The organism is Akkermansia massiliensis (genome assembly GCF_023516715.1).
GTDB lineage: Bacteria > Verrucomicrobiota > Verrucomicrobiia > Verrucomicrobiales > Akkermansiaceae > Akkermansia > Akkermansia massiliensis.
Genome location: NZ_JAMGSI010000002.1, coordinates 943,550 through 968,934, shown reverse-complemented (window position 1 = coordinate 968,934; position 25,385 = coordinate 943,550). Strand labels below are relative to the sequence as shown.

16 protein-coding genes and 1 tRNA gene are annotated in these 25,385 nt (G+C 59.7%); 13 read left to right on the top strand and 4 right to left on the bottom strand.

The window, feature by feature from the left end:
• Positions 1 to 363: 363 nt before the first annotated feature.
• The 8 genes from M8N44_RS11740 to M8N44_RS11705 all read left to right on the top strand — a co-directional run bounded on the left by M8N44_RS11740 (position 364) and on the right by M8N44_RS11705 (position 11,304).
• Positions 364 to 1,065, top strand: a complete 702-nt coding sequence (locus tag M8N44_RS11740) for a zinc ribbon domain-containing protein (protein WP_102749386.1) — start codon at positions 364 to 366, stop codon at positions 1,063 to 1,065.
• Between the two features lie 31 nt (positions 1,066 to 1,096).
• The gene (lpxK, locus tag M8N44_RS11735; protein WP_102729021.1) at positions 1,097 to 2,302 is read left to right on the top strand and encodes a tetraacyldisaccharide 4'-kinase; all 1,206 of its coding nucleotides are present in this window, start codon (positions 1,097 to 1,099) and stop codon (positions 2,300 to 2,302) included.
• Between the two features lie 107 nt (positions 2,303 to 2,409).
• On the top strand, positions 2,410 to 6,840 hold the full coding sequence (locus M8N44_RS11730; protein WP_180972992.1) for a M16 family metallopeptidase: 4,431 nt from the start codon (positions 2,410 to 2,412) through the stop codon (positions 6,838 to 6,840).
• Between the two features lie 81 nt (positions 6,841 to 6,921).
• Entirely contained in the window at positions 6,922 to 7,455 is a 534-nt protein-coding gene (locus M8N44_RS11725; protein ID WP_102729019.1) for a hypothetical protein, read from the top strand.
• A gap of 34 nt (positions 7,456 to 7,489) precedes the next feature.
• A complete protein-coding gene (locus tag M8N44_RS11720) occupies positions 7,490 to 8,992 on the top strand; it encodes a flotillin family protein (RefSeq protein ID WP_022397631.1) in 1,503 nt (500 codons plus the stop codon).
• Positions 8,993 to 8,999: 7 nt separating this feature from the next.
• On the top strand, positions 9,000 to 9,596 hold the full coding sequence (locus M8N44_RS11715) for a DUF4126 domain-containing protein (RefSeq protein WP_102729018.1): 597 nt from the start codon (positions 9,000 to 9,002) through the stop codon (positions 9,594 to 9,596).
• A 267-nt stretch (positions 9,597 to 9,863) separates the two neighbouring features.
• The gene (locus tag M8N44_RS11710; protein ID WP_022397633.1) at positions 9,864 to 10,010 is read left to right on the top strand and encodes an entericidin A/B family lipoprotein; all 147 of its coding nucleotides are present in this window, start codon (positions 9,864 to 9,866) and stop codon (positions 10,008 to 10,010) included.
• Between the two features lie 475 nt (positions 10,011 to 10,485).
• Complete coding sequence (locus M8N44_RS11705; RefSeq protein ID WP_102729017.1) at positions 10,486 to 11,304, top strand: PEP-CTERM sorting domain-containing protein; 819 nt, start codon at positions 10,486 to 10,488, stop codon at positions 11,302 to 11,304.
• Between the two features lie 220 nt (positions 11,305 to 11,524).
• Here M8N44_RS11705 and M8N44_RS11700 read toward each other — a convergent pair whose 3' ends face one another.
• Positions 11,525 to 11,668: an entericidin gene (locus M8N44_RS11700; RefSeq protein ID WP_102722172.1), complete on the bottom strand. Its 144-nt coding sequence runs from the start codon at positions 11,666 to 11,668 to the stop codon at positions 11,525 to 11,527.
• 206 nt (positions 11,669 to 11,874) lie between these two features.
• Between M8N44_RS11700 and M8N44_RS11695 the strand changes: the two genes are divergently transcribed.
• A complete protein-coding gene (locus M8N44_RS11695) occupies positions 11,875 to 12,756 on the top strand; it encodes a diaminopimelate dehydrogenase (protein WP_022397636.1) in 882 nt (293 codons plus the stop codon).
• A gap of 100 nt (positions 12,757 to 12,856) precedes the next feature.
• Here the strand turns inward: M8N44_RS11695 and M8N44_RS11690 are convergent, their stop codons facing one another.
• Positions 12,857 to 13,591: a L,D-transpeptidase family protein gene (locus M8N44_RS11690; RefSeq protein ID WP_240454356.1), complete on the bottom strand. Its 735-nt coding sequence runs from the start codon at positions 13,589 to 13,591 to the stop codon at positions 12,857 to 12,859.
• Between the two features lie 501 nt (positions 13,592 to 14,092).
• Here M8N44_RS11690 and M8N44_RS11685 point away from each other — a divergent pair.
• The gene (locus M8N44_RS11685) at positions 14,093 to 14,662 is read left to right on the top strand and encodes a YdeI/OmpD-associated family protein (RefSeq protein WP_102722186.1); all 570 of its coding nucleotides are present in this window, start codon (positions 14,093 to 14,095) and stop codon (positions 14,660 to 14,662) included.
• Between the two features lie 192 nt (positions 14,663 to 14,854).
• Here the strand turns inward: M8N44_RS11685 and M8N44_RS11680 are convergent, their stop codons facing one another.
• The gene (locus M8N44_RS11680) at positions 14,855 to 21,763 is read right to left on the bottom strand and encodes an autotransporter-associated beta strand repeat-containing protein (protein WP_102729015.1); all 6,909 of its coding nucleotides are present in this window, start codon (positions 21,761 to 21,763) and stop codon (positions 14,855 to 14,857) included.
• A gap of 383 nt (positions 21,764 to 22,146) precedes the next feature.
• Here M8N44_RS11680 and M8N44_RS11675 point away from each other — a divergent pair.
• The 3 genes from M8N44_RS11675 (at position 22,147) to M8N44_RS11665 (ending at position 24,524) form a co-directional block, all read left to right on the top strand.
• Positions 22,147 to 22,224: transfer RNA gene (locus M8N44_RS11675), tRNA-Asp, on the top strand.
• Between the two features lie 142 nt (positions 22,225 to 22,366).
• Positions 22,367 to 23,908, top strand: coding sequence for a pyridoxal-phosphate dependent enzyme (locus M8N44_RS11670; RefSeq protein WP_180970910.1), 1,542 nt, complete (start codon positions 22,367 to 22,369; stop codon positions 23,906 to 23,908).
• A gap of 52 nt (positions 23,909 to 23,960) precedes the next feature.
• Complete coding sequence (locus M8N44_RS11665) at positions 23,961 to 24,524, top strand: Maf family protein (protein ID WP_022397641.1); 564 nt, start codon at positions 23,961 to 23,963, stop codon at positions 24,522 to 24,524.
• A 36-nt stretch (positions 24,525 to 24,560) separates the two neighbouring features.
• On the opposite strand, the gene M8N44_RS11660 is transcribed toward M8N44_RS11665, so the two are convergent.
• Entirely contained in the window at positions 24,561 to 25,319 is a 759-nt protein-coding gene (locus tag M8N44_RS11660; protein ID WP_022397642.1) for a hypothetical protein, read from the bottom strand.
• Between the last annotated feature and the right edge of the window lie 66 nt (positions 25,320 to 25,385).

The window sequence follows — 25,385 nt, the reverse complement described above, 5'->3', positions numbered from 1 at the left end:
GGCTAGTCTCTCCCGTCATGCCCTCCAACCGCCATTCATACACGGTCCTGGCAGCCGCCTGCGCCTGCGTGCTTGCCGTGTGCGCCTTCCTTTTCTGGCAGAACCGGCAGAAGAAAAACAAACTGGCGCGGCAGTACGCGGAACTTTCCATGCCGCCGCCCGCACAGGGCGGCACTCCGGCGCAGCAGAAGGCCCTGCTTGAAATACTCAGCGGGAAACGGGAGGCCGTTTCTCAGGAAAACCTCCTTTTCCCCGAAACACGGGACGCCGCTCCCCTGCACCGTAAAAAGACGGAAGGGCCGCCGCCCCGGAGCCGAGAAAAAATCTTTTCCACCCCGCCGGGGCATGCTAGGGTGGCAGGCGATGAATCATGCCGATTTAGACCAGTTGCTGATCCTTCAGGAAAAGGACGTGCGGATCTCCAAACTCCGGAAGGAGCTGGCCTCTCTGCCGGAACAGAGAACGCGCCTCCTGCGCCAGATGGAGGCCATCAAGCAGAAGGCCCTGGCCGCCAAGCAGGAAGTCGCGAGCGTTGAGAAGAGCATACGGGACGTGGAAGCCGCCGTTGAAACCAAGCGCGCCTACGTCGGCAAGATGAAAACCCTCCAGTCCAACACCCGGAAAAACGAGGAATACCAGATGTGCATTCAGGAGGTGGAGAAGACGGAAGCCGCCATTGACGCCCTGGAAACCTCCGAGCTGGAGCTGATGGAACGTCTGGAAGCCGCGAAAACGGATATGGAGCAGAAAATCCGGCGCGCGCGGGACGCCCAGCGCGAGATGGAGGAAACGCTGGCCCGCTTTGACCGGACGGCGGAAACGGACAAGGAGCTTCTGGACCACTTGAATGCGGAACGCGCGGACCTGGCCGCCGCCGTTCCGGAGGATTCCCTGGGGGAATACGAACGGATGACCAAAAGCAAGGGAGTCCCGGTCATTGTGCCGATGGATGAAAAAGGCCACTGCGGCGGCTGCCACATGGTCATTACGGACAACGCCCGCATGAAGGTGCTGGGCGGCCACGAAACCGTTTACTGCGACAGCTGCCACCGCATCCTCCACTGACGGAGTTTCCAGGCGCGCCGCCGGGCTTATCATGAAATCCAGATCGGAAGAGTTTGAAGAGTGGGGGACGGAAGTCATCTTCGGCCGGGCCAAGGGGTTCCGCGCCTCCATGATGCGCATGGTCCTGCGCGGGGCCTCCTGGCTGTTCAGGCTGGTGGTGCTGGCGCGGCTGTACCTGTTCCACTCCAGCATCGCGAAGCAGGCCAGGCTGGGAACGCTGGTGGTCAGCGTGGGGAACATCACCGTGGGGGGCACCGGAAAGACTCCGGTGGTGGAACTGCTGGCCCGCACCCTCACCCAGCGCGGCCGCAAGGTAGCCATCCTGACCCGCGGCTACAAGAGCGCGGACCTGGACAAGCCCCAGGAGTGGAAGGACAAGGACGGCCGCCAGCCGGAAAACCTGCCCAAGATCGCCAGCGACGGGGAAACGCGCTACCTGGGCCCCCTGCATTCCGGAGACGAACCCTTCATGCTTGCCAAGAACCTGGACGGCGTGGCGGTTCTGGTGGACAAGAACCGCATCAAGTCCGGCATCTTCGCCATTGAACACCTGGGGTGCGACACCCTGCTGCTGGACGACGGCATGCAATACCTGAAACTGGCTCATGAACTGGACATCGTGCTGGTGGACTGCGGCGCGCCCTTCGGCACCGGGGCCATGCTCCCGCGCGGCACCCTGCGGGAGCCCAGGGGCAGCCTGGCGCGCGCCAGCTACATCGTTCTGACCAAATGCGGCGGCAAGCCCCAGGATGATCTGATCGCCGCCATCAGGAAGTACAATCCCGTGGCGGACATCATCGTGAGCGACCACGGCCCCCGGTACCTAGAAAACGTGTTCACGGGGGAACGGCTTCCCCTGGAGGCCCTCCAGGGGAAATGGGTGGCGTGCCTCAGCGGCATCGCGCGCCCGGAAAGCTTTGAAGATTCCCTGCGCTCCCTGGGCGCCCACGTGGAAATCTGCCGCAGGTTCCCGGACCACCACTGGTTTGAACAAGCGGAATTGCAGGAGTTCTACGACCGCTGCGCGGACCGGGCCATGGACATGATCGTGACCACGGAGAAGGACGCCGTGCGGCTGGAAAAACCGGAGGAAGACCCGGAGGTTCCCATTTACTTCCTGCGCATTGAGGTGGAGATCTACCAGGGCCGGGAGGCGTGGGAGCGCTGCGTGGACCGCATCTGCGGAATTTCAGAGCCGCGCCCGCGGGATGAATGGATGCCTTCCTCATCCTTTTGATATGGCTTCCGTTTCCGGAGGTTCTCCGGAAATTCACCTCTTTTATGCAGAGAAGGCCGCTTGACTTGCCCGGAAAATCGTGTGAAACAAGAGGGCAGTATTTTTCCATGAAGGCATTTACCATCACCTCCATTCTGGCTGCCGCGTGCCTACTCCCGGCCCATTCGCTGGCCGAAGCCGCAGCAGAAAACAAGACCCAGGCCGCCGCTGTCCAACCGGCGGCAGGCATTCCCAAGCAGGATCCCCGGCTTATCAAGGGAAAGCTCCCCAACGGGCTGACCTACTTCATCCGCCCGAACGCAGAGCCCAAGGGCCGGTTCAGCATCCGCCTGCGCGTCAATACGGGTTCCCTGAATGAAACGGACGACATCCAGGGCATCTCCCACTTCCTGGAACACATGGTTTTCAACGGAAGCACGCATTTCAAGCGCGGGGAAATGATTCCCGCCATGCAGAAGGAAGGCCTGGGCCTGGGCGGGGACGCGAACGCCTACACCGCCTTTGACGAAACCGTGTACATGATGGACGTGCCCAGCATGAAGGAGTCCACCGTGAACCTGGCCTTCACCATCATGAGGGATTTTGCGGACGGCGCCCTGCTGGAGGAAAGCGCCATTGACGCGGAACGCGGCATCATCACCAGTGAATACAAGGCGCGGGATTCCGCCGGCTACCGGGTCATGAAGGAGGTCTTCTCCATCATGCTTGACGGCACCAGGATTCCCGACCGCTACCCCATCGGCACGCTGGAAGTAATCCGTACCGCGCCGCGGGAAAAATTTGTAAACTACTATCAGACCCATTACGTCCCCAGCCAGATGCAGCTCGTCATCGCCGGAGACATCACGCCGGAACAGGGCAAGGCCTGGGTGGAAAAATACTTCGGCTCCATGAAGAAGGACAATTACTCCTTCCAGACGGACCGGGGCGCGCTCAAGACGGCCACGGAAACCACCGCCCACTGGATCACCAACAAGGAGGCCACCAGCACGGAAGTCAGCGTCAACATCGCCCGTCCCTACGTGAAGAAGCCGGACACGGTCGCCAACCGCAACGAGGACATTCCCCTCAACGTGGCTTACGCCATGCTGAACCGCCGTCTGGAAAAGATGGCGAAGAATGCGGACTGCCCCTTCATTTCCGCGGAAGGCGGACGCATGGACGTGATGGAAGCGGCGCAAGTGGACGCCATCCAGACCCAGGCGGACTACAAGAACTGGAAGCCGGCCCTGACCGCCATTGAACAGGAGCTGCGCCGGGCCATCGAATTCGGCTTCAACAAGGAGGAGCTGGCGGAAGCCCGCAGCAACATCACTGCCGCCGCGGAAAACGCCATCAAGTCCTGGCCCACCGTCAAGTCGGAAGACGTGGCCTCCGCCATCGCCCAGAGCGCCGCGCAGGACAAGGTCTTCACCACGCCGCAGGAAGACTGGGCCATCTCCAGGGAAGTCGTGGAAAACCTGACGCCCGAACAATGCCAGGCCGCTCTGAAGGAAGCCTGGACCGGAGCCTTCCCCCGCGTGATCGTCACCTCCAACAAGGAAAACGCCCAGGGAAGCGCTGAAATCATGAAGACGTACCAGGACGCCCGGGCCTCCAAGGTGGAGCCCTACCAGGCGGACAGCCGGAAGGACTTCTCCTACAAATTCGGGGAACCCGGCAAGGTGACGGCCCGCGCGGAAGCCGCTGACCTGGGAGTCACCCAGCTCACCCTTTCCAACGGCGTGCGCGTCAACCTGAAGCCCACGGAGTTCGACAAGGATTCCATCAACATCACCTTTGCCGTGGACGGCGGGGAACTGAGCAGGCCGGAAAAAGCCTCCGGGCTGGAACTCTTTGCGGGCGCCGTGATGAACGGCGGCGGCTTGAAGGACCACTCCAACGACGAACTGGCCGCCATCATGGCAGGCAAGAAAGTCGGCGTGGGCTTCTCCATGACGGACCGCTCCTTCCTGCTCTCCGGAAATACCAGCAAGGAAGACCTGGAAACGCAGCTCCAGCTCCAGACGGCCTACCTGATGTACCCCGGCTACCGCCAGGACGGCGTCACCCTGCTCCGCCGCGCCATCCCCATGCTTTACAACAAGCTGAACCATGAGGTTCAGGGAGCCATGAAGATGCAGGTGCCCGCCATCCTGTACAAGAACAATCCCCGCTTCACCTTCCCCGCGCAGGAACAACTGGCTTCCTATGAGGTCAAGGACGTGCAGGACTGGGTGGACGCCCCCCTGAAGAACAATTACATGGAAGTGACCGTCACGGGGGACTTCAAGACGGAAGACATCATTCCCCTGCTGGAACGCACCGTAGGCGCGGTGCCCAAACGTGCGGACGCCCCTGCGAAGCTGGATGAAAAACTGCGCCACCCTGCCATGGCGGACTTCAACTTCTCCAAGGACCTGACCTATGATTCCTCCATTGACAAGACGCTGGTCTGCCTCTTCTGGAAAACGCCCGGCGGAGAAGACAAGAAGCTGGCCCGCAGGCTGAACATGCTCAAGGCCGTCTTCTATGACCGCGTGTTCAAGGGCCTGCGCGAAGACATGGGGGAAACCTACTCCCCCTCCACCGGGCTCAACATCAGTGAAACCTACCCGGACGACGGCTACATCATCACCCTCAGCTCCGGCGTGATGCGCAACAAGGATGCCGTGCGGAATGCGATTGCCAGGATTGCGGACGACCTCGGCAAGGGGAACGTCACCCAGGAGGAACTGGACCGCGCCCGCAACCCCATTCTCAACTCCATGGACCGCGCCCAGCGCGACAACGGCTACTGGACCTCCGTGCTGAGGGATTCCCAGGCCAAACCGGAACGGCTGGCCCAGCAGAGGGAAAGCATTCCGGACGTGAAAGCCATCACCGTGGAAGAGGTCAACAAGCTTGCCAAAGACATCTTCGGCAAGGGAGAACATCTCAACCTGAACATCCTGCCGGACCATCCGGCCGCGGAAGCTCCGCCTGCTGAAAAGCAGGCGGACAAACCCGATGCCACCCAGGCCGCCGTCTCCACGGCGGCTTTTTGCATTCACGCCACTGCCGTGAAAACCATAAAAAAAGACTCCGGCAAGAATGACTACGCCATCATCATCTCCGAGGAAACCGCCGCCATGCCGGAATGGAAGGCCGTGGCGGACAAGCTGGCTGAAAAGCACGGAGGCTCCATCGTCACCGTGAAGGACTCCATGTTCGCCAAGCTGGACACGCTCAAGAAAATGGCTCCCCGCTTCATGGCCGTGGTCGCGCGACCGGAGGAAATAGACCGGGTGCTGGTCAATGACCTGCACCGCCTGACCCGCCGCCTGGACGACGACCCGTACGGGGACTGCATCTGGGGCATCGTCACGGGCTACACCCCGCAGGACGCCATGAGGATAGCCTCTGAAACGCAGCCGCTCGTGATCAGCCGCTCCATGGGAACCACCAACGTGGACGCCTCCCGTTTCACCGACAGCATGAGCATCACGGACTGGCAGCCCTTCCAGTACCTGGAACAGCACAATTCCAAGGGCAAGGTAACGCCCGCTTTTTACGTGAAGGGCCTGAAGGAACAGGACCGCGGGGATGAAACCACGCTGGGCGTGACGCCCAAGCTCGTGGAATACTGGGAACTTTACGCTCCCCAGCTCTTCGTCACGGCCTCCCACGCCACCCAGTTCAATCTGGAAATGCCTTTCGGCAAGGGGATCATCGTCTCCGGCAACAACCGGTTCCACGTGCTGGACAAAAAGCAGTTCAAGGAATTCACCACCTTCCTGCGCGGCGCGATCTTCAACGGGAAGGAGGACGACCTGCTCTCCTTCCTTGAGAGAATCAAGGCTCCGGAGATTGAAATCAAGCCGGTTCCCGCCGTCTGGGTAGCCGCGGGGAACTGCCTGGTAGGGGATACTAAAAAAACGAAGAATTCCATGGCCGTCACCGCCCTGAGCCACTACGGCTTCAACCAGCTGGTGGGCTACACCGTCCCCTCCTGGTACGGCAAGGGCGGCTGGGGAACGCTGGGACTCCTGTTCAGCAACCATGACGCCTCCAGCCTGGCGGAAGCCTGGTACCTGAACAACCAGTTCATTCTGGACGAAACCATGACCCGCTTCCCCAAGCTCATGAACGTCAACTTTAACGCGCCGGACATCAACGGCATCAAGGACGACCCGGACTTTGCCAAGGGCATGAACTCCGCCGGCTACGGCATGGGCAAGGACCAGATGGGCCTCATCCATGACCGGGATACCGTGGCTTTTTACGGGGATCCCGCCTGGACGGCGCGCCTGGACGAATCCCGCGCTCCGTCCCCGTGGCATATTGAGTGGAACGACCCCGCGGACGCCGCCAAGGGCTTCACCGTCACGGCCAACAAGGACGCCAAGGCGCGCCTGGGCGTCTGGTTCCCCAACAGGATCACCGCCAAAAAGGCCACCGTCACCATTGGAGAAACCGCCACTCCCGTGGAGAAGGCCGGCCTGCTGACCAACGACTTCCTCCTGCTCCGGGAACTGGAGCTCAAGAAGGGGGAAAAAGCCGTGGTGGAAATGAAATAGGCCGGAATATCCGGCCGCCGTTCCTTTTTCCATAGACAAGCGGGCTCCAAACATGGATACTCCCGGCAATCAATCTACCCTATGACTGATTACTCCATTTTCTTCATCATCGCCGTGGCCGCGACGGGCGTGGGAGCGCTTCTGTTTCTCCTGTCCCTGTTCGGGCTGGGGGAACATGACCTGGACTTTGACGCGGACGCCGGCGGCGCGGACGTGGGCCTGCTGTCCATTAAATCCGGCATCGGCTTCTTCCTGGGCTTCGGCTGGGGCGGCGTGCTCGCCCAGGGCCTGGGCTGGGGAATGGCCGCCTCCCTGGCAGCGGCCTTCTTCACCGGCGTGCTGATGTTCCTGATCATCGGCATCTCCATGCGCTTCATCATGAGCCTCAAATCAGACGGCACCCTGAACTATGAAACCCTCAAGGGCATGCACGGCACCGTTTACATCAGCATTCCCGGCAGGCTTGAACGCGGCGGACAGGTGACGATCGCCCATCCCAGCCAGCTTCTGTACCTCCCCGCCGTTCAGGAAGGGGAGGAATCCCTGCCCGCAGGAACCCCGGTGGAAGTAGTCGCCGTCACGGCAGGCGTCGTCACCGTCAAACCTCTTCATTAACCAATAAACCCAACCATACACCCCATCCAATACCATGGACCAAATCATCCCTATCGCCATTCTGGTTCTCTTCATCATCCTGACGGCCTCCTGGCTGTTCAGCCGCTACCGCATGTGCCCGCCGGACAAAATCCTCATCGTCTTCGGCAAGGTGGGCACGGGCCAGCCCGCCAAATGCTACCACGGCGGTTCCACCTTCGTGCTTCCGGTCCTCCAGTCCTACAGCTACCTGGACCTGAACCCCATCAACATTGACGTGCCCCTCCAGGGCGCCCTCTCCTCCCAGAACATCCGCGTGGACGTCCCCTCCTCCTTCATCGTGGGCATCTCCACCCTGCCGGAAATCATGCAGAACGCCGCCGCGCGCCTGCTGGGCCGCTCCCGGGAGGAAATCCGCAACCTGGCTGCGGAAATCATCATGGGCCAGATGCGCGTGGTGATCGCCTCCATGACCATTGAGGAAATCAACTCCGACCGCGAAAAACTCATCAAGGGCATTACGGAAGGCGTGGACGTGGAGCTGCACAAGGTGGGCCTCCACCTCATTAACGCCAATATCACGGACATTCAGGACGCCTCCGGCTACATCAGCGCCCTGGGCAAGGAAGCAGCCGCGCGCGCCATCAATGACGCCACCATCAAGGTGGCGGAAGAAACGCGCCGCGGGGAAATCGGCAAGGCGGAAGCGGAAAAGGACCAGACCGTCCAGGTGGCGAACGCCCGCGCCATTGCCATTGAGGGCCAGAACGAAGCCCAGATCAAGATTGCGGAATCCGCCGCCAAGCTGCAGGTGAAGCAGGCGGAGGCCAAGAAGCTGGCGGAAGTGGCCCAGAAGGTGCAGGAAGCCAAGACCCTGGAAGAAGCCTACGAGGCGGAAAAGGAAGCGGAAATAAAGCGCGCCGAACGCGAACGCGCCACGCAGGAGGCCAACATCCTGGTGACGGCCCGCATTGAAAAGAGCCAGCGCGAAGTGCAGGCCCAGGCCACGGCGGAAGTGCTCAAGCTGGAACAGGAAGGCAAGGCGCAGGCCCTGCTCATCCAGCGCAGGGCGGAAGCGGAAGCCATCCGGCAACTGGCGGAAGGCGAAGCCCAGGCCACCCTTCTGAAGAAAAAGGCGGAAGGGGAAGGCATGGAAATGGTGGGCCGCGGTGAAGCCGCCGCCATTGAAGCCGTACTGGAAGGCAAGGCCCGCGGCTTCCAGCAGATCGTACAGGCGGCAGGCTCGTCCGACGCCGCTTCCAGCCTCCTGATTACCGAACAGCTCACCAAGATCGTGGAACTCCAGTCCGGCGCCATCAAGGGCCTGAAATTTGACAAGGTAGTCGTCATGGGCAACGGAGGGGATTCCTCCGTGGGCGGATTCGTGCAGAATCTGGTGAAAGACACCCTGCCTCTCCACGAGCTCGGCAAGAGCGTGGGGCTGGAACTGCCCTCCTTCCTGGGAAAATCCACGGAAGAGAAAAAGGCCCCTGCCGCAGCCGCTCCCGCAGCCGCCACCCAGGCGGCCACGACTGCAACCACCGTTAAACTGAACTGATCCGCAGATGAATATGGAAGCCGTCATGGGCGTTTTGCTCGGCATCGGGCTGGGAGCGGCCTGCGGCTTCCGCATCTTTGTGCCTCTGCTGGTAGCCGCCATCGCCATCCGGGGAGGCTTCCTGACGGTGACGCCGGAATTCGCATGGCTGGGCGGCACGGCCGCGCTGGTCACCCTCTCCGTAGCCACGCTGCTGGAAATAGCGGCGTACTACATCCCGGTCATCGACCACACGCTGGACGTGCTGGGAGCTCCCGCCGCCATCGTTGCGGGAACCATCCTGGCCGCCGGCTTCATCGGCAGCATGGACCCCATGCTTAAATGGGGGCTGGCCGCCATTGCCGGAGGCGGAGCGGCAGGCATCATCCACGGAGGCATGGCCGCCATCCGGGGAGCGGCCTCCGCCGCTACGGGCGGACTGGGCAACTCCGTCGTCACCACGGCGGAAACGGCTTCCGCCTCTATCGTCGCCGTGCTGGCCTGCGTTCTTCCCGTCGCGGCCGTTCTGCTGGCCGCCGCGGCCATTTACTTCCTGGTCCGCACGGGGCTGGTGCTGAAAAGGAAACTGCGCCGTTCTCCAGGCGGTCCGGAGGGAGAAATCTAGCCAAGGGGAAAAAACCCCCTTCTCCCGGCAGCCGTCCACGCAGCGATTCCCCCGTGAATGAAGGCCCCGCGGCCTTCATCAATAACCCGCCGCCAGGTCCCCGGCGAAGATTTTTTACATAACTTCCGAATCCGGGCTCGGCACAGCCACTTTCTTCCCCGCCGGAAAGCCCCATGCCCGGAAAAAGAGGCGTTCCGGCAAGCATTCGGCTCATTGACAAGGAACCGGAAGCAGGGTAGGATGCGGCTTTCAACCTCTCTTCCACCGATGAATACCAAACTCGCCCTTCTGACGCTCGCCGCCGCCCTCGGCCTTGCCTCCTGCAACACCATCAGCGGAATCGGAAAAGACGTGGAAGCCATGGGCAGCAAAATTGACAACGCCTCCCAGGCCACCAGGGAGTCCATGCAGTAAAGCGGAAGAAGCATCCGGCCACCAGCCTGGAGCCTCTTTTTAATTCAAAAGAGGCAAAGATTTAAAGTTTCCCCCATCGTTTCATGGATGGCGGTTCTCCATGGAGTGCTCTGCCGCCCGCGGATTACAAATCCGTTACAGATTAACATGGAATGGTCCCGATGCCTTATGAAGCGCTGCAAGTCCTTGGGGCATCCGTATTTAACCCGAGCGGCAGCGAATCCTTTTCCCTGAAAATCAGTGCGTCCTGGCAGGATACGTATATTTCAACGGCCGCAAAGGCTTGCGGCGTTCCAAGAGCCGGCTTCCTCATTCCGGAAGGCTTCCCACACGGAAACGGTCTCCCATGGTGCAACGGTCAGGCAGCATAAGTTCCTTGATATGAAAATCGGCCCTTGACCCCGGATTTGTAATCCGGCATATTCCCGCGGGCTTGAAAGTTTCCCTTTCAAGCTCTAATTCACATCGCATTCATATGAAGAAAACTCTGATCCTGCTTTCCTCCCTGCTGGCTTTTTCCTGCATGACGGCGCAGGCCGCTATTTATACATGGACTCCCATTGACGGTTCTACCGACTGGAGCCAGGCCTCCAACTGGCAGACGGAAACCGGCGCCAGCGCCGATGTTCCGCTGGTCAATCCCAACTGGGGCACGGTCAACGTATCCGGCAACCATACCGTGGTATGCGGACCCGGTACCACCGTGGAAGGATGGACCTCCACCATCAATGTTTCCAACGGAGCCAATGTGTCCCTTCAGAATTTCACCAAATTCCAGCGCACGACCGTCTCCGTGGGTGAAGGCTCCACGCTGACCGTCGGCAAAACGAGCGGTTCCATCGTAGCCAACTGCGACCAGAACATGAACTGGACGGTATACGGCACGCTGAACCTCACCGCCGCACTCACCTGGAACGCCAACAGCAACAACTTGTTCGTGGACCTGGGCACGACCGGCATCCTGAATCTTACGAACCAGACCGATCTGGGCCGTTTCGCCTTCTCCGCCTCCCTGGGCGACCTGATTACGGAAGGAACTACATTTGAGCTCGTGACGCGTGAACTCGTCAACGGAGTGGGAAGCGCCGCAACCAGCAACACGACCATCACGGGCGGAACGCAGAGCGACGACATCGCCGCCGAGGCACTTACCGCTGAAAACGTAGGCAAGTACCAGGTGTTCACGAAGGACGGCAAGATTTACGTCTCCTACATCAACGGCGTGCCGGAACCGGCCACTGTCTCCCTGAGCCTTCTGGGCCTGGCGGCCCTGATGCTGCGCCGCCGCCGTTAAAAACGGAAGGTTAATTTCTTTTCAAAGGGCATGCCGGACATACGGCATGCCCTTTTTATTGCTTCCGTCACACATCGTAAAAAAACCTTTTTACAGGGAGCGGGAACATTCCGTGGGGCCGGAAAACCGGAGGCTGGAAAGAAGGCGTCACGCCCATCAAAGAAAACCGCTTCATCCATCCGGATGAAGCGGTTTTCGTCCATGGTCACACACAGTCTTTTTACATGGAACGGCTGGTGGAGCGGGCGGCGGAATTAATGTCACTGCCGACGGCTTCCACGTCCTTGCCTACTCCGCCGATCGTATGGCAGGAAACACACCCAAGAAGGGTGGCGATACTCAGAATAATCAATTTGCTTTTCATCGTTTTATTGGAAGAGTTCCGAGTGGTCAGACTCCATTTCTCCGGACTCCGTTCAAAGAACCCTTCATGATGCCGCACAGGCGCTCCTGTCATTCTCCGTTCTTGCCATGCGCACCCGCAACGCTTAAAAAACATGCGTCAACGGGAGAAAACATCCGGAGGACATTCCGTCCCCGCTCCCGGAATCATTACTATTTACTACCAAGATGATCAAAGTAGCCATTGTAGGATACGGCAACATCGGGAAATACGCCGTGGACGCCTTGCGCGCCGCGCCCGATATGGAACTGGCGGGCATCGTCCGCCGCCCCGGCAGCGAACCCGTGCACGGCATCAAGACCGCAAGCAGCATGGAGGACCTGGGCCATGTGGACGCGGCCCTGCTCTGCACCCCCACCCGCAGCGTGGAAGAAACGGCTCTGCCCCTGCTCGCCCGCGGCATCAACACGGTGGACAGCTTTGACATCCACGGGGACATCGTGAACCTGCGGCGCTCCCTGGGAGCACAGGCGATCAAGCATGACGCCGTCTCCATCATCTCCGCCGGCTGGGACCCGGGCACGGACTCCGTCATCCGCACCCTGATGCTGGCGATGGCTCCCAAAGGCATTACGTACACCAACTTCGGTCCCGGCATGAGCATGGGCCACAGCGTAGTCGCCCGCTCCAAGGAAGGAGTGGCGGACGCCCTTTCCCTCACCATTCCCACCGGTTCCGGCGTGCACCGCCGCATGGTTTACGTGGTGCTGAAGGAAGGAGCCAAGTTCTCCGACGTGGAGTTCGCCATCAAGTCCGATTCCTATTTCAGCCATGACGACACCCGCGTGCAGCAGGTGCCCGACATCGACGCGCTGAAGGACATGGGCCACGGCGTGCTGATGGAACGCAAGGGCGTTTCCGGCTCCACGCAGAACCAGATGTTCACGTTTGAAATGCGCATCAATAATCCGGCCCTGACCGCCCAGGTCATGGTGGCTTGCGCCCGAGCCAGCATGAAACTGGCCTCCGGCTGCTACACGCTGCCGGAAATCGCCCCGATGGACTTCCTGCCGGGCGACCGCGAAGAGTTGATTGCCCAGCTCGTCTAGAGCGTTCCGGCACGTCTTTCCCGGACGCGCGGCAACAGGGGCAACCGTTCCCCTTTCCTTCCGCACCTTTCCCATCCTCCGGCCCCCGGCCGGAGGATTTTTATTGTTCCACAACCACCAGCCTGCCATCCACGGCATTCACCCGGGCCGGGGTGTGGGTCCGTTCCGTCCAGTCCCACGCGCGTGCCATGTCCGCCCAAAAAGCGGCGTGGGGGGAATTCTTTTCCTTCAATAAACGCGCCGGAGTGGGCACGAAGGGATAAATCTGCACGGGAACGCGCTGCTGCCCATGAATCAGGGCCTGTTCCACCATGGTGTAAATTTCCTCAATCCCCGGATCGGTCATCGCCAGGCAGCCAATGGAAACGTCCCGGCCATGCACCATGATGAAGCTTCCCGTCCGGTTCAGGGAGCGGTCATAGGCATTCGGATAGCCGATGTTGAAAGCCAGATGGTAGTTGCTGCGGGGATTCAGGCCGGACGGCTCCACTTCGTAAAAACCCTCCGGGGTCTGCTTGTCCCCCTCCTTTTCCTTGGGCCCCAGCTTTCCGGACCACGCGGCAATGGGGTAACGCTTGGCAAGCACGTAGCGTTCCGCCTTATCCGGCTTCACCCACAGTTCCAGCACGGAGTCTTCCTTCACGGCACGCAGGAATACAGGATCCCCCACTTTGGCCCCGCAGAGGCCCAGGAAGGAATTCAGCACGGGCGTTACCCGTTCCCGCGCGGCATCGGCACGGTTGACGGAATCCTCGGCACACGCCATTTTAAGAGTCACCACCACGGAGGCCAGCAGAACCAATCCCAGCCCGGCCAGCAACACGCTTTTCTTCATAAATCATGTATAATGGCGGCATTCGTTTTGACAAGGACAAAACCCGCCGCCCTTTGCCGGAAGTGAAAAGAACGTCGGGAACGGCCTGCCCCTCCACTCCGGGAACAATAACCTTTCCGGTGAAAAGCCGCCGGCATGGAAGGCCAGTTCCCCGTTCTTCCGGGGAAAGGATGGGCAGGTGCCGTACTCCATCATGCGCGGGACCGTCTCCGGCCCTTCCTTACGCAAAAGAGGGGAAAGGATGTCCGCAGAAAGAAAAAAAGACGCCGTGAAGGGATTCCCGGACTTGGAGGAAGGGCAGGCCCCCTGCCGGGAAATATGCCATGGAATAGAAAAACATGCCTGTACTGGAAATGCAGCCTCCGGGAAGGTATCCTCACCCCGTTAGCCGCTCCATCCCGGCACGCGGCGCATCAACGGAAGGCCCTTTCGTAAAAACGGCCTGCGCACCTTCTCTTTTTGCGCGCTGCCGCAGAAAGAAGCGGCATCCACCGAACCGCCATGGAAATAGACCACCTTCTCCCCATCACCACACGGCAGGAATTAAGAACGTGGCTGGAACAGAACCACCGTTCCTCCTCCTGCTGCTGGGTTCTCACGACGAGAAAGCCTTCCCCCCATGCCATTCCTTACCTGGACGCCGTGGAAGAAGCCCTGTGCTTCGGCTGGATTGACAGCACCCGCAAGAAGACAGCCTCCGGCTTTCTGGCCCAGCGCCTCACCCCACGTTCCAGGAAAAGCAAATGGTCCGAGCTGAACAAGGAACGCGTACGCCGCCTGACCAGGCTGGGGCTGATGACCCCCTATGGAGAAAAATGCCTGCCGGAAATGGACCCGGAGGCGTTCCGGATTGATCCGGATATTTTAGAAGCCCTTCAGAAGGACCCGCGCGTTTATTCCAACTTCCTGGCCTTTCCCCGCCTGTACCGCCACGTGCGCCTGGATACCATCCAGATTAAGAAAAACCAGCCGGAGCTGTTCCATAGCCGCCTGGAAAAGTTCCTGAAGAATACCCGGGAAAACAGGATGTTTGGAGAATGGCATGACGGAGGCCGGCTACTGGAAGAGTGAAAACGGAGCTTCCCGTATTTTCCCAACAGACGCCGGAACGCCGCATGCCGATGCGGCAACTAAACGAAAACGCGGCTGTAAGCCGCGCTCCTTACGCAACAGGGCCGTTCCGGACAATGCCGGAACGGCCCTGCGGGTCCGGGAGAGCAGAGCGTCTCCGCTCCACTCTCCACTCTCAAACTTCAACTCTCCTTAGAAGTCATACCGGTAGCCGATACTTCCGTTCACCGAGTTCGCTCCGTCCCGGAAGTCGGCATTGCCGTCCACGAAGATCGTTCCCTGCGTTCCTACCGGCACGCTCAGCCCTGCTCCGATTTGCAGAGCCGTCATTCCCACCTTCGCTCCTCTGACTCTCTGCGTGAAGCCGGGGTTGCCCAGCAGCGCCACATTGGCTTCTCCGCGGCGGTCTCCCATGTCCTGGGCCGCGTTGACACGGAACTCAGCCAGCGCTTCTCGACCGAAGATGTTGCTGCCTACAAGGCCCATCCAGCGGCCGCCCAGCGCAACCGTTCCCGTCGTCAACTCCTGTTTGGCGACGTTCAGGCCCATGTTGCCGGCTCCCGTTTCCGTGTAGCCGTCCATTCTCGTGGTTACTACCGAGGCGTTGACCAGGGGCTGCAGGATGCTGCTCCTGTCTTCATTGAGGTACACGTCGTAGGTCAGTTCATACATCGCTCCAAAGCCCCACCCGTTGGTGTTGCCCTGCGTGCCGTAGCTGCCCGCTCCGTAGTTGACCGTGCGGTTGAGCTTCGCGTCGTTCCACCCCCCCGTCAGGATGAGCGTGTGCGCCCAGCGCTTGCTCTGGTAGCGGCCGAAGAGGTTGGCGTAGTAGCTGTCCAGGTGACCGTCCGCAGAGTCCGCCGCGCTGGCCGTCAGGTCGCCGTAGTTGGCCGTGAAGGCCGCTCCCATGGTGAAGTGGTCGCTGAGGTCCACGTCCATGCCCACGGTGCCGCCCCAGGTGGTGAGCTGGTAGCCGCTTTCATCCCCCCTGGTGTCCAGCTTGGCATAGGAGCCCGTGCCCTGCATCCACATGTGGAAGTAGGGGAGGTCCGCATTGACGTAGGCGGGGTTCACGCCCATCTGGTTGGTGCGGTTGCGTATCCAGTTCATCTGGTCGCGCAGGGCGTCCCGCTGGGCGATGCCCAGGCTGGTGACCGTGCTGCCCGCGGCGGCGGCCAGGGAACGCCTGGCGGCGGAGGGATTGTTAACCATGTCGTCATTGAGGGCGGCCAGGAAGTCCGTAACGGCCTGGTCCACGGAACCGTGCCTGGCGGCTTCCCAAATCAGATTGGCGCCCGCCATGGAGTTGGCCGTATCAGCGACGCCGGCATAAATATTGTCCGTTTGTTCCTCCGCTTTCAGAACGACCTTGTCCCCTTCCTGCACCAGATGGGCATTCTTGTAATAGGTGAGGAAAAGACCGCCTACCGTCAGCGTATTTTCTCCCAGGTCAATCGTTCCGGCTCCGGTGAGCTCCATCAGCGTGAGTTCCATCGGATTGCCCGATTTCCAGGTGATGTTGACGCCCGGAATTGACGTGACGTGGAAGGCGGCTCCGTTTTCAATGACAATGTCTCCGGAAGCCTTGATGAAGCTGGCGGTCATGTCGGCATCGGTATTCAGGGTGAAGGTGGTGGTGGAACCGCTGCCGAAGGTGGCGTTTTCCACGCTCAGGGTGGTGTTGACCGCCGTCAGGACGTTGTCGCTGGCCTGGATGGCCAGCTTGCCGTTGTTCACCAGATTACCGTAGCTGAGATGGGCGCCGTCTACATCCGCCTTGCCCTGGAGAACCAGGTTTCCTCCGCTGACCGTCAGATCGGTATCCGCGCCGGAGCTGCGCAGGACTTGGGTGCCTGCGCCGGAAACATCCAGTGTTCCGGCCCCCAGCGTTCCATCATACGTATGCGTTTGGCCGGAAGCCGCCTGAATATGCAGGGTCTGCCCGTTCAGCTCCAGGTCTCCGGCGCCGTTCAGGCCACCGGCAGAGCCGTCCGCCGCCAGGCTCAGGGAGCCGTCCAGGTCCAGCACCACGCCGGAAAGCGCGCTGTCCGCCGCCAGTCCCAGGGAAGCGCCTTCCGCAATGTTCAGCGTACCTGTTCCGCCGATTTCCGTGCGGGAAAGGCCATCGGTAGCTCCCGTCAGCGTCAATGTTCCGGAAGAACCGATATCCAGCTTTCCGCCGTTGGCGCCGGACGCCAGCGTCTGGGCCGTCGTGTGGCCTCCCATGCCGATTACCGCAAGGGAGCCCGCGTCCGTGGAATCAAGGCGCAGGGCTTCCACATTGGCCGTGCCGTTAAGCTGAAGCGTTCCCTGTTCCGCAATGATGTCTCCGGCCAGCGTCACATTCCCGGACAGGGTGAGCTTGTTGGCTCCCGTCTTGACCAGGTCCGTATTGGCCGCGGCACCGTCCAGGCCGCTGATGTTCCCGGCAAAAACGGTGTCCACTCCCGTTCCTTCATGGAAAAGGTTGTTCTGCAATTCGATGCTGCCCTTGTTGTCCGCCGTGTTGGTGACAATGAGGTTGCCCGTTCCCGTCTGGCCCGGATTGGTTCCCGGCGCGGTCAGGTTCTTGATCACCATGGAGCCGTCCGACTGGACGTAAAGGTCCTGGTCCACGATCACGGCCTGGTAGAAGTTGAGGGACTGGTTCGTAACCGGATTGTCCGCACTGCCCGTGCCGTCCACGGAGGAGACGTAAACCAGGTCCGTATCACCGGAGAGGACGATGCTGCCCCCGTTGACGTCTACAATGCCGAAGCCCAGCGCGGCAAAAAGCGGATTGGCCGCAATGTGGCCCTTGAGCGTTTCAAGGTCCTGCGCAAAGCCGCCGTTCGTCAGCAGGATTTCCAGATTGCCGCCCGCCGTTTTCATGGCATCCATGACGCTGGTGAGGTCCAGGGTGAGGGTGGAGCCGTCTCCAAAGGAGATGCTGCCCAGGTTGTCCCCCGCGCCTTCAAACTGAATCAGGGAATCCGTCCCCGTGAAGGGGTCTCCGGAAATGTTCCCCGCACCTACCGCAAGGCTGCTGCCCGTGCCGGTCACGGTCCAGGTGGAACCCTGCTTGAGCCCGGTGAGCTGCGTCCCGGCAGTGGCGGTGACGACCGTTCCCAGCCCGGCGGCATCCAGGCCGCCCAGGGCGATATTGCCGGAACCGGCAACCGCATTGACATGGACCTTGTTCGCAGCCGTTCCCGCATAGTTCCCGGCGTTCGCCAGCGAACCGGATTGAATGAGGATGTTGGTAGTGGCCGCCGCGTCGGAAAGGTCCAGCGTACCCTTGGCCAGCGTGAGCGTTCCCGTCAGGCCGTTGGCGCGGTCTCCCACCGCAAAGGTGCCCGTGGTGTTGACGGTGAGGCTCCCCGCTCCGGTGACAGTTCCGGCCCAGGCGGCGTTATCCCCGGTCCCGTCGCCCAGCTGGACGGAGGAGTTCCGGGCAATCTTCAATTCCCCTGTGGACGTGTTCGCCCCGGTAAGAACCAGTTTGTCGCCGCCCTGGACGTCCAGAGCCGCCGTATCAATCACATTGCCGGTATAAAGCAGGTCACTGCCCGTGCCTGTGTAGTTGACGCGGTAGGTTCCGGCCCCTCCCATAGAAACGGCCTTGATGAATTCGCCCGTTCCCAGCGTGGCGGCCGCACCGCCGTTGCCAAAGGCAAGAACCACATTCCCCTGCCCGGAGTGCATGGTTCCCACAAAACCGGTGAGGTTTCCGGTGAAGATGGTGGTCAGCGTCGGGTTGCCTGCAGCCGTCGTTCCCAGGTTGGCCCCGGCGTCACTCGTCAAGTCGCCCCCGAACGTCACGGTCTGGTTGGAATTGCCGTTCAGCCAGCTTCCCGCCGCCCTCACATGAATGTCGGCATTGACGGAATTGGTGGAATCACTGACAAAAAAGCCGCGTCCGTCCAGCTCCAGGCTGGCGCTGCCAAAGGCGGCCGCATTCGCAAAGGCCACTTCATTCCACGCGGCGTTGGTGCCGTTGCCCACCAACTTGAACGTGCCCGTAAAACCGCTGTTGTCTCCGCTGATGGAATAACGGCCTCCTCCGGGGAATCCTCCTCCCTCCTTGTGCCCCAGCACCAGGGAACCGGCCCCGGAAATGCGGCCGGACAGCGTATCCGTCATGGTGCTGGCATGGGCGCGGTTGTCCCTGATTTGAAGAGTGGCATCCTGCGCGATGGAGATGTTTCCGCTCCAGGTCCGGGTGGCGCTGTTGGCCCCGATATCATAGAAAAGCGTGCCGCCGCTGACGGTGATGGCGCCGGTGAAGGCGCCTCCCAGGGTCGTGTTAACGGTCAGCAGGCCGTCCCCGAGCTTGACGATGTCCTTGTTCCCCAGTTCCTGGGTATAGGTGGCCCACGCAATATTATTGCCGTTCGTATTCACCTGGATGGCCCTGGTACTGGCGGCGGCGTCAATGAGGCCGGAAATATCCTGCGTGGCCCCCGTGCCGTACGTGAAAATGCCACCTGCAAAAATGAGCTTGTTGGTCGCTACCAGCCCCAGCGTTCCTTCCGTCGTTCCCGCCGTGTTCAGCACCAGTTCCCCTCCGTTCAGCGTCACCGTGCCGGTGCCCAGGCCCTGGACGGCATTCAGGTTGAGGGTGCCGGCCATGATGGTCGTGCCGCCGGAGAACGTATTGGTCCCGGTATTTTCAATGGTCATCTCCCCTTCCCCCCGTTTAACGAGGGACATCGGATTCGCGCCGTCTACAAGGGCTCCCGTGCCCGTGAACGTATAGGCCGTTTCCCCATTGTTGACCGTAAGGCGGGCGGAGGAAACATCCCCGTCAATAGTGACGGCGGAGAGGGCCACGCCTGCCAGGTCTTCAAAGTTGGCGGATTTGGCGGCATCATAAACGACCGCCGTCCCATCCTTGTCCAGCCAGATGGCTGCGCCTCCCGCTGCCGTCCACGTACCCGCGGCTCCTCCGTTCCAGTTGAGGGCTTCACCCAGCGCCTTGACGCGCAGGTAAAGGGTGTTTCCGGACAGTTCCAGGGCATAAGTGTAATCGCCGGAAAGACCGCTGGGATCAAAGGAAAAGTTGCTGGCCGTCAGCGTGCCGAAGCTGTCTGCCGTAATCAGCTTGTAGTCGTTTTCCATCGTCTGGTCCACCCCGCTGATCGTCAGGGTCAGCGTACCTTCCGAATTGAAGGAAAGCGTGCCGCCGGACTGGATGATGGAAGCGCTGGAGGAATTCAGCCCCGTCAGGTCCAGCGTCAGGCCGGAAGCCGGGGAAAGAGCCATATCACCCGCAGAGGTAAGACGGGCCCCGGCTCCCATCGTGATGGAATTGCCGAAGGCCACTCCGCCGGCGAGCCCGAAGCTGAGTTCTCCCCCGGAAACCGTCAGGGCGTTCGCAAACCCGGCGGAGGAACTGAGCGTAAGCTTGCCCGTGCCGCTCTTGGTGAAGGCGCTCCGCCCATCCAGAACCGTGGCATTGGCAATGATTGCATCCGTGCCCGCTCCGGCGGATATCTCGTCAAACCCGGTAACGGTCGCGTTGGCGAACATGTCCGCTTTCGTCACGCCGTTCAGGTTCAGCACGCTTTTGGTGACCACATCCCCGCGCCCCTGGCCGGAAAGAGTTGTCGTCCCGGTGAAGACGGCGTCATTACCCGTAATGGTCACGTTGGCCAGCGCCGTGGTCAGGGAAGTGCCGTTGACCTTCTGGCCGCCCGCATAAATGGCGGCATTGTTGAACGTGCCTCCGCTGATGGAAAGGTTGGCTTCCCCGATCGTCAATGCGGAACTGGTGTTGTTGCGTTCCACATACGTGCCCAGGGATATTTGCGCTCCGTCAAATGTACCCCCTGTAATCGTGATATTGGTGGAACCAATATTTCCGGTAAGGGCAGCCGTAGCGGTTCCATTAATGTAGGAACCGCCCCAGATCTGGCCTGTATACGTCCCGGACTTGAAGGTCAGGTTGGTGGAACCTGTGATATTGAACGTGCTTTCCCCGGTTTCCACCCAGCTTCCCCCCGCAATCATGGCCGCTACCGTGCCACTGCCCAGGTCCAGCGTCATATTGGTATCAGTAAGGCTCCAGGCTGACGTGCTTAAACGGGCGCCCGCAAAAATTTTCTTGGTTCCGTCTCCGGAAAAAGTAGCTCCCGTGATAGTCGTCGTCACTCCCTGCGCAAACAAACTTTGCGCAAAGGATCCTCCCGTGATTTCCATGGAAGCGGACGAATTGGCTGCAATATTTGCTGCGGAACCTGCTGCGGTCGCATCGGACAAGCCATACACATTCGCATTATACTGGCCTCCCGCAATTCTCAATTTGGCCGTATACGCATTCGTTCCGTCTCCCAACTGGACGAGGCCTCTTCCCAGAAGGGCCACGGAGCCGTTAAAAGTCCCTCCGTCCAGATTCAGGGCAACGTTCCCGAGAATGGTTGATTTTTGACCCGCACCACGTGTCGTTCCGGCCGTTACCAGTTGCGCGAAGGTTCCGCCGTCAATGGTGAATGTGACGTCTCCCGTATGGCGGAAGGATTCCTGCCCCAGCCCTATGCACCACCTGGCGTTAGGCGAGCTAACCGAAGTTCCGGCCCATTCCCCCCCATGGATATTGACAATGTATGTCCCTGTCGTCTGGAACGCATCCGTCTTGTTGCCATCCCCCACCAGGCAGAATCCATTGATCGTCCCTGCATTCTGGTCCACATTGAGCGTGATGTCGGCAGCCACGATCCGGTCCTGATTGCTCCACCCCATCAATTGAGGATTTGTATTCAGCAGGGACGTTCCCGCCCCGATATTGATTACAAAGGAATTGGTCCCTCCCAAGGTGACGCCTCCGGCGGTACCCGCAACATTCCATAACTGCAGCTTCGTATAAATTCCTCCTTCCAGATTGAGAACCCGGTTATAGCCGTCTTCATAGGTCCCGCTTTCCGTAATATCCGTCAAATAGATGTCACCGGGGGAATCCGCCTGAGTCACTGGATCCCCCGCCGGCGGCGTAATCGTATACTGGTCGTCGGCAAAGGATATCGTCGTTTCTCCGTTGCCCGTCAACGTATAGGCAGCCCATGACGGAGAAATGAAACAGGCCAGAAGAGCGGACAGGAGAGGGAGGGGCAAATGCGGACGCATAATTTTGTAACGTGTTGATAATTAATAATAAATTATATACCAGACTATATCGTTAGTAATAATTAACGGATTTAAAATCCGGAGTCAATGACAATTTTTAATGCCAAGCGCTTTAGGACAATTGAACGGCTTGATGCGTAGGAAGGGAAGAAGAGTGGGAATACCGGCGCCAAGTACGGGCATTATCAATATTTTATTATATATCTGGTCTCATTAAGGAACATTTCCGGATTTTAAATCCGCACGGGTATTTCTCCCGCTTCTTCCAGCAAGCGCGGCCTGCATGCAGGAAAAAGTGATTTCTTGTCTTGCATTCCCATGGGAGTGCCTGTATAAGCCTCCACGTCCCCGCCGCAAGGCAGGAACACAGCATCCAAGGTCACGGAGCGGTAGCTCAGTTCGGTTAGAGCGCCAGCCTGTCACGCTGGAGGTCGCGGGTTCGAGCCCCGTCCGCTTCGCCACCTTGCTTCAAAGAAACAACCGCCTCCGGGCGGTTTTTTTGTGCCCGGAAAGTCCAGGACCTGGGAAACAGGCAGTCCGGTGGCAATGTTTTACTGGAAAAGAGGGCCGGAACCCGGTAGAATGGGAGCCAGCATTACAATCATGAGCATACTTTCGGACCGTCTTTCCGAGGAAATACTGCAAGCCCGCCAGCGCGTTTACACGGTTGGCGAACCGACTCCTCTTCAACGATTGAATCTGCCGGGCATCAAGGCCCCGGTATACGCCAAAAGGGAGGACCTGGGCCCCATCCGGGCCTATAAATGGCGCGGAGCGTTCAATTGCATGGCCGCACTGAGCCAGGAGGCGCGGGACAAGGGCATTGTGGCCGCCTCCGCCGGCAACCATGCCCAGGGCGTGGCCCTGGCGGCCAGCGTCCTGAACTGCCACGCCACCATTTTCATGCCCCGCTCCACGCCGGAAGTGAAGCAGACGGAAGTACGCCGCCACGGCGGCAGGCACGTGAAGATCATGCTTCATGGAGACTGCTATGACGAGACGGCCGCAGCCGCCCACGAGTACGCGGAAACCCACGGAAGCACTTTTGTCCATCCCTATGACGATCTGGTGACCATGGCCGGACAGGGAACGCTGGCGGATGAAGTGGTGATGAGCGGGGAAGGCCCTTTTGACCGCGCGTACGTCGCCATCGGCGGCGGCGGACTGGCCGCCTCCGTAGCCTGCTGGCTGAAAAAGTTCTGGCCCCACATCAAGGTCATCGGCGTGGAAGGCGTGGACCAGGCCTCCATGAAAACCTCCATTGAGCAGGGACACCGGGTGAACCTGGATTACGTGGACGTTTTTTGCGACGGAACCGCCGTCCATATCCCCGGAGAATTGACCTATCCCCTTTGCCGGGAACTGATCGACGAGTTCGTGACCGTCACCAATAACGAAGTCTGCCAGGCCATCCGCGCCATGTGGGAATCTTCCCGCGTAGTGCCGGAGCCCTCCGGGGCCATGAGCCTGGCCGGATTCCTGAAACAATGGAACGAAGGTGAAGTGAAGCCGGAGGAAAAGAGCTTCGTGGTCATTTCCGGAGCCAACATGGATTTCACCCACCTCACCCAGATCGCCCGCCAGGCGGGCATCGGCAACCATGAAACGCGCTACCTGCGCATCTCCATGGATTCCAAGCGCGGCCAGGTGCTCAAGTATCTGCGCCATATCCCGCAGGATACCACGCTGGTGGACGTGCAGTACGGCAAGACGGAGGGCAACACCCAGTACCCCGTGTTCGGCATCGCCGCCTCTGACGAAGACCTGGACACCATCCGCACGACGCTGAAGAAGAAGGGCATTGAGTTTGAAGACATCAGCGAGGACGACGACGTGCGCTTCCGCATGATTCACTACCAGGCGGAGCTGTGCCAGCATCCCCTGTTCGTCCACATCGAATTTCCGGAACGCGCCGGAGCCTTTCTTGACTTCATGGAACGCATCGCGGACCTGGCATCCCTCTGCTACTTCAATTACACCTATACCGGGGAACGCGTGGGCCGCGCCCTGGTGGGCATGGAGTTTGAATCCGCGGAAGACCGGGAAACGGTACGGAAGCGCATGGCCGGATTCTCCAGGAACATCATCCGGGCCATCCGGGAAATTTCTCCGGAGGCCTTCCACCGGATTATGGGAAGCAGATAGTTAACAATTAACAGGTAATAGTTAATAGATATTAACTATTGGCTCTCCTTCCATGCTTCCCCCCATCATCCTGGCCTCCCAGTCCCCCCGGCGGCGCGAGCTTCTGGCGAAGGCCGGCGTGCCTTTCTCCCTCGTCGTACGGGATACGGAGGAGCTGAAGGACGCCGCCATGCCTCCGCAGGAACTCTGCCTGCACAATGCGCGGGCAAAGGCGCAAGCCGTATTCCGGGAACATCCGGATTCCACCGTCATCGGCGCGGATACGCTCGTTTTTCTGGACGGCCTTCCTCTTGGCAAACCGGAAGACGGGGAAGAGGCCCGTTCCATGCTCCGGATGCTCTCTGCACGGACGCACCACGTGTGCACGGCGGTTTCCATCCGGTCCCCCCTGGGAGTGAAAGACTTGGCCGTGCTGACGGAAGTGACGTTCCGGGAGCTGAAGGAAGAGGACATCCGCCGCTACATGGAGCTGGTGAATGTGATGGACAAGGCCGGCTCCTACGCGTTCCAGGAACACGGGGAGATGATCATTTCCTCCGTGCGCGGAGATACGGACAACGTAATCGGGCTGCCCGTCAGGGAGGTGGTGGAATGCCTGCGGAGCTTGGGTTACTGAGCATTAAATGTACGTTTAACGTTCCTGCCTTCTTCATCAGGGATTCATTTTGCGCAGTTTCCAGCCAGACGGCGACTGGATTTCAAAATTGGAAAGCATCTTGAGGGATCCGCTGTGGTTCCCTTTGTCGTTCAACAGCTCAATGGTTTTCTCTGCCTGGGGAGATACCCTGAATGATTTGTGGCCCAACCAAGTAACCTCTTTTCCGTCCTTGCCCAAAAAGACGGAGCAATCATCATTCAAATAAAGAATTTCATTCGCGGCGGTATCCCCTTTAACCGTTTTCCACCGCCCAATAAAAGAGGCAATAACACGAACTGCAGAGAGTTCCTTTTGAATGGCCAGCGCTTCATTTATTTTACCGAGATTGGCGTACTTTTTCTGAATTTTAAGAAGGGCATCCAAGTAGGCCTTGTCCGTCTTTTTCCTTTCCTTCATTCTTTTAGACGCCACATCTTCTTGAATTTCCTTCATCTGTACGCCTACTTTAGGAGAAACTTTTTCCATCCGGGACAGTTCATCCCTCCCAACAAGTTCTTTGGCGGACAAGCGGTTCTCCAAATATTCCACGACTTTCTGCAGTTCCGCCGCAGAAGCGAAGTCATTCTTCGCGGCATATTTGTTCATGGAATCCCGATAGGCTTTCAATTTGGACGCCTCATATTTCTGATTAATGGAAGAAAGGATGTTCTCATATTGTTCCTTCAATTTCCGGGCATCCGGAGGCAGGGATTGGGCGCTTACAGTGGCCCAGGAAATTATTCCGCACAAAATAATACAGCACAACTTATTCATTATAGATGCTGGATATAATATATCCAACATACAAAAATTCAAGAAAAAAGAATGATTTCCCTGCCG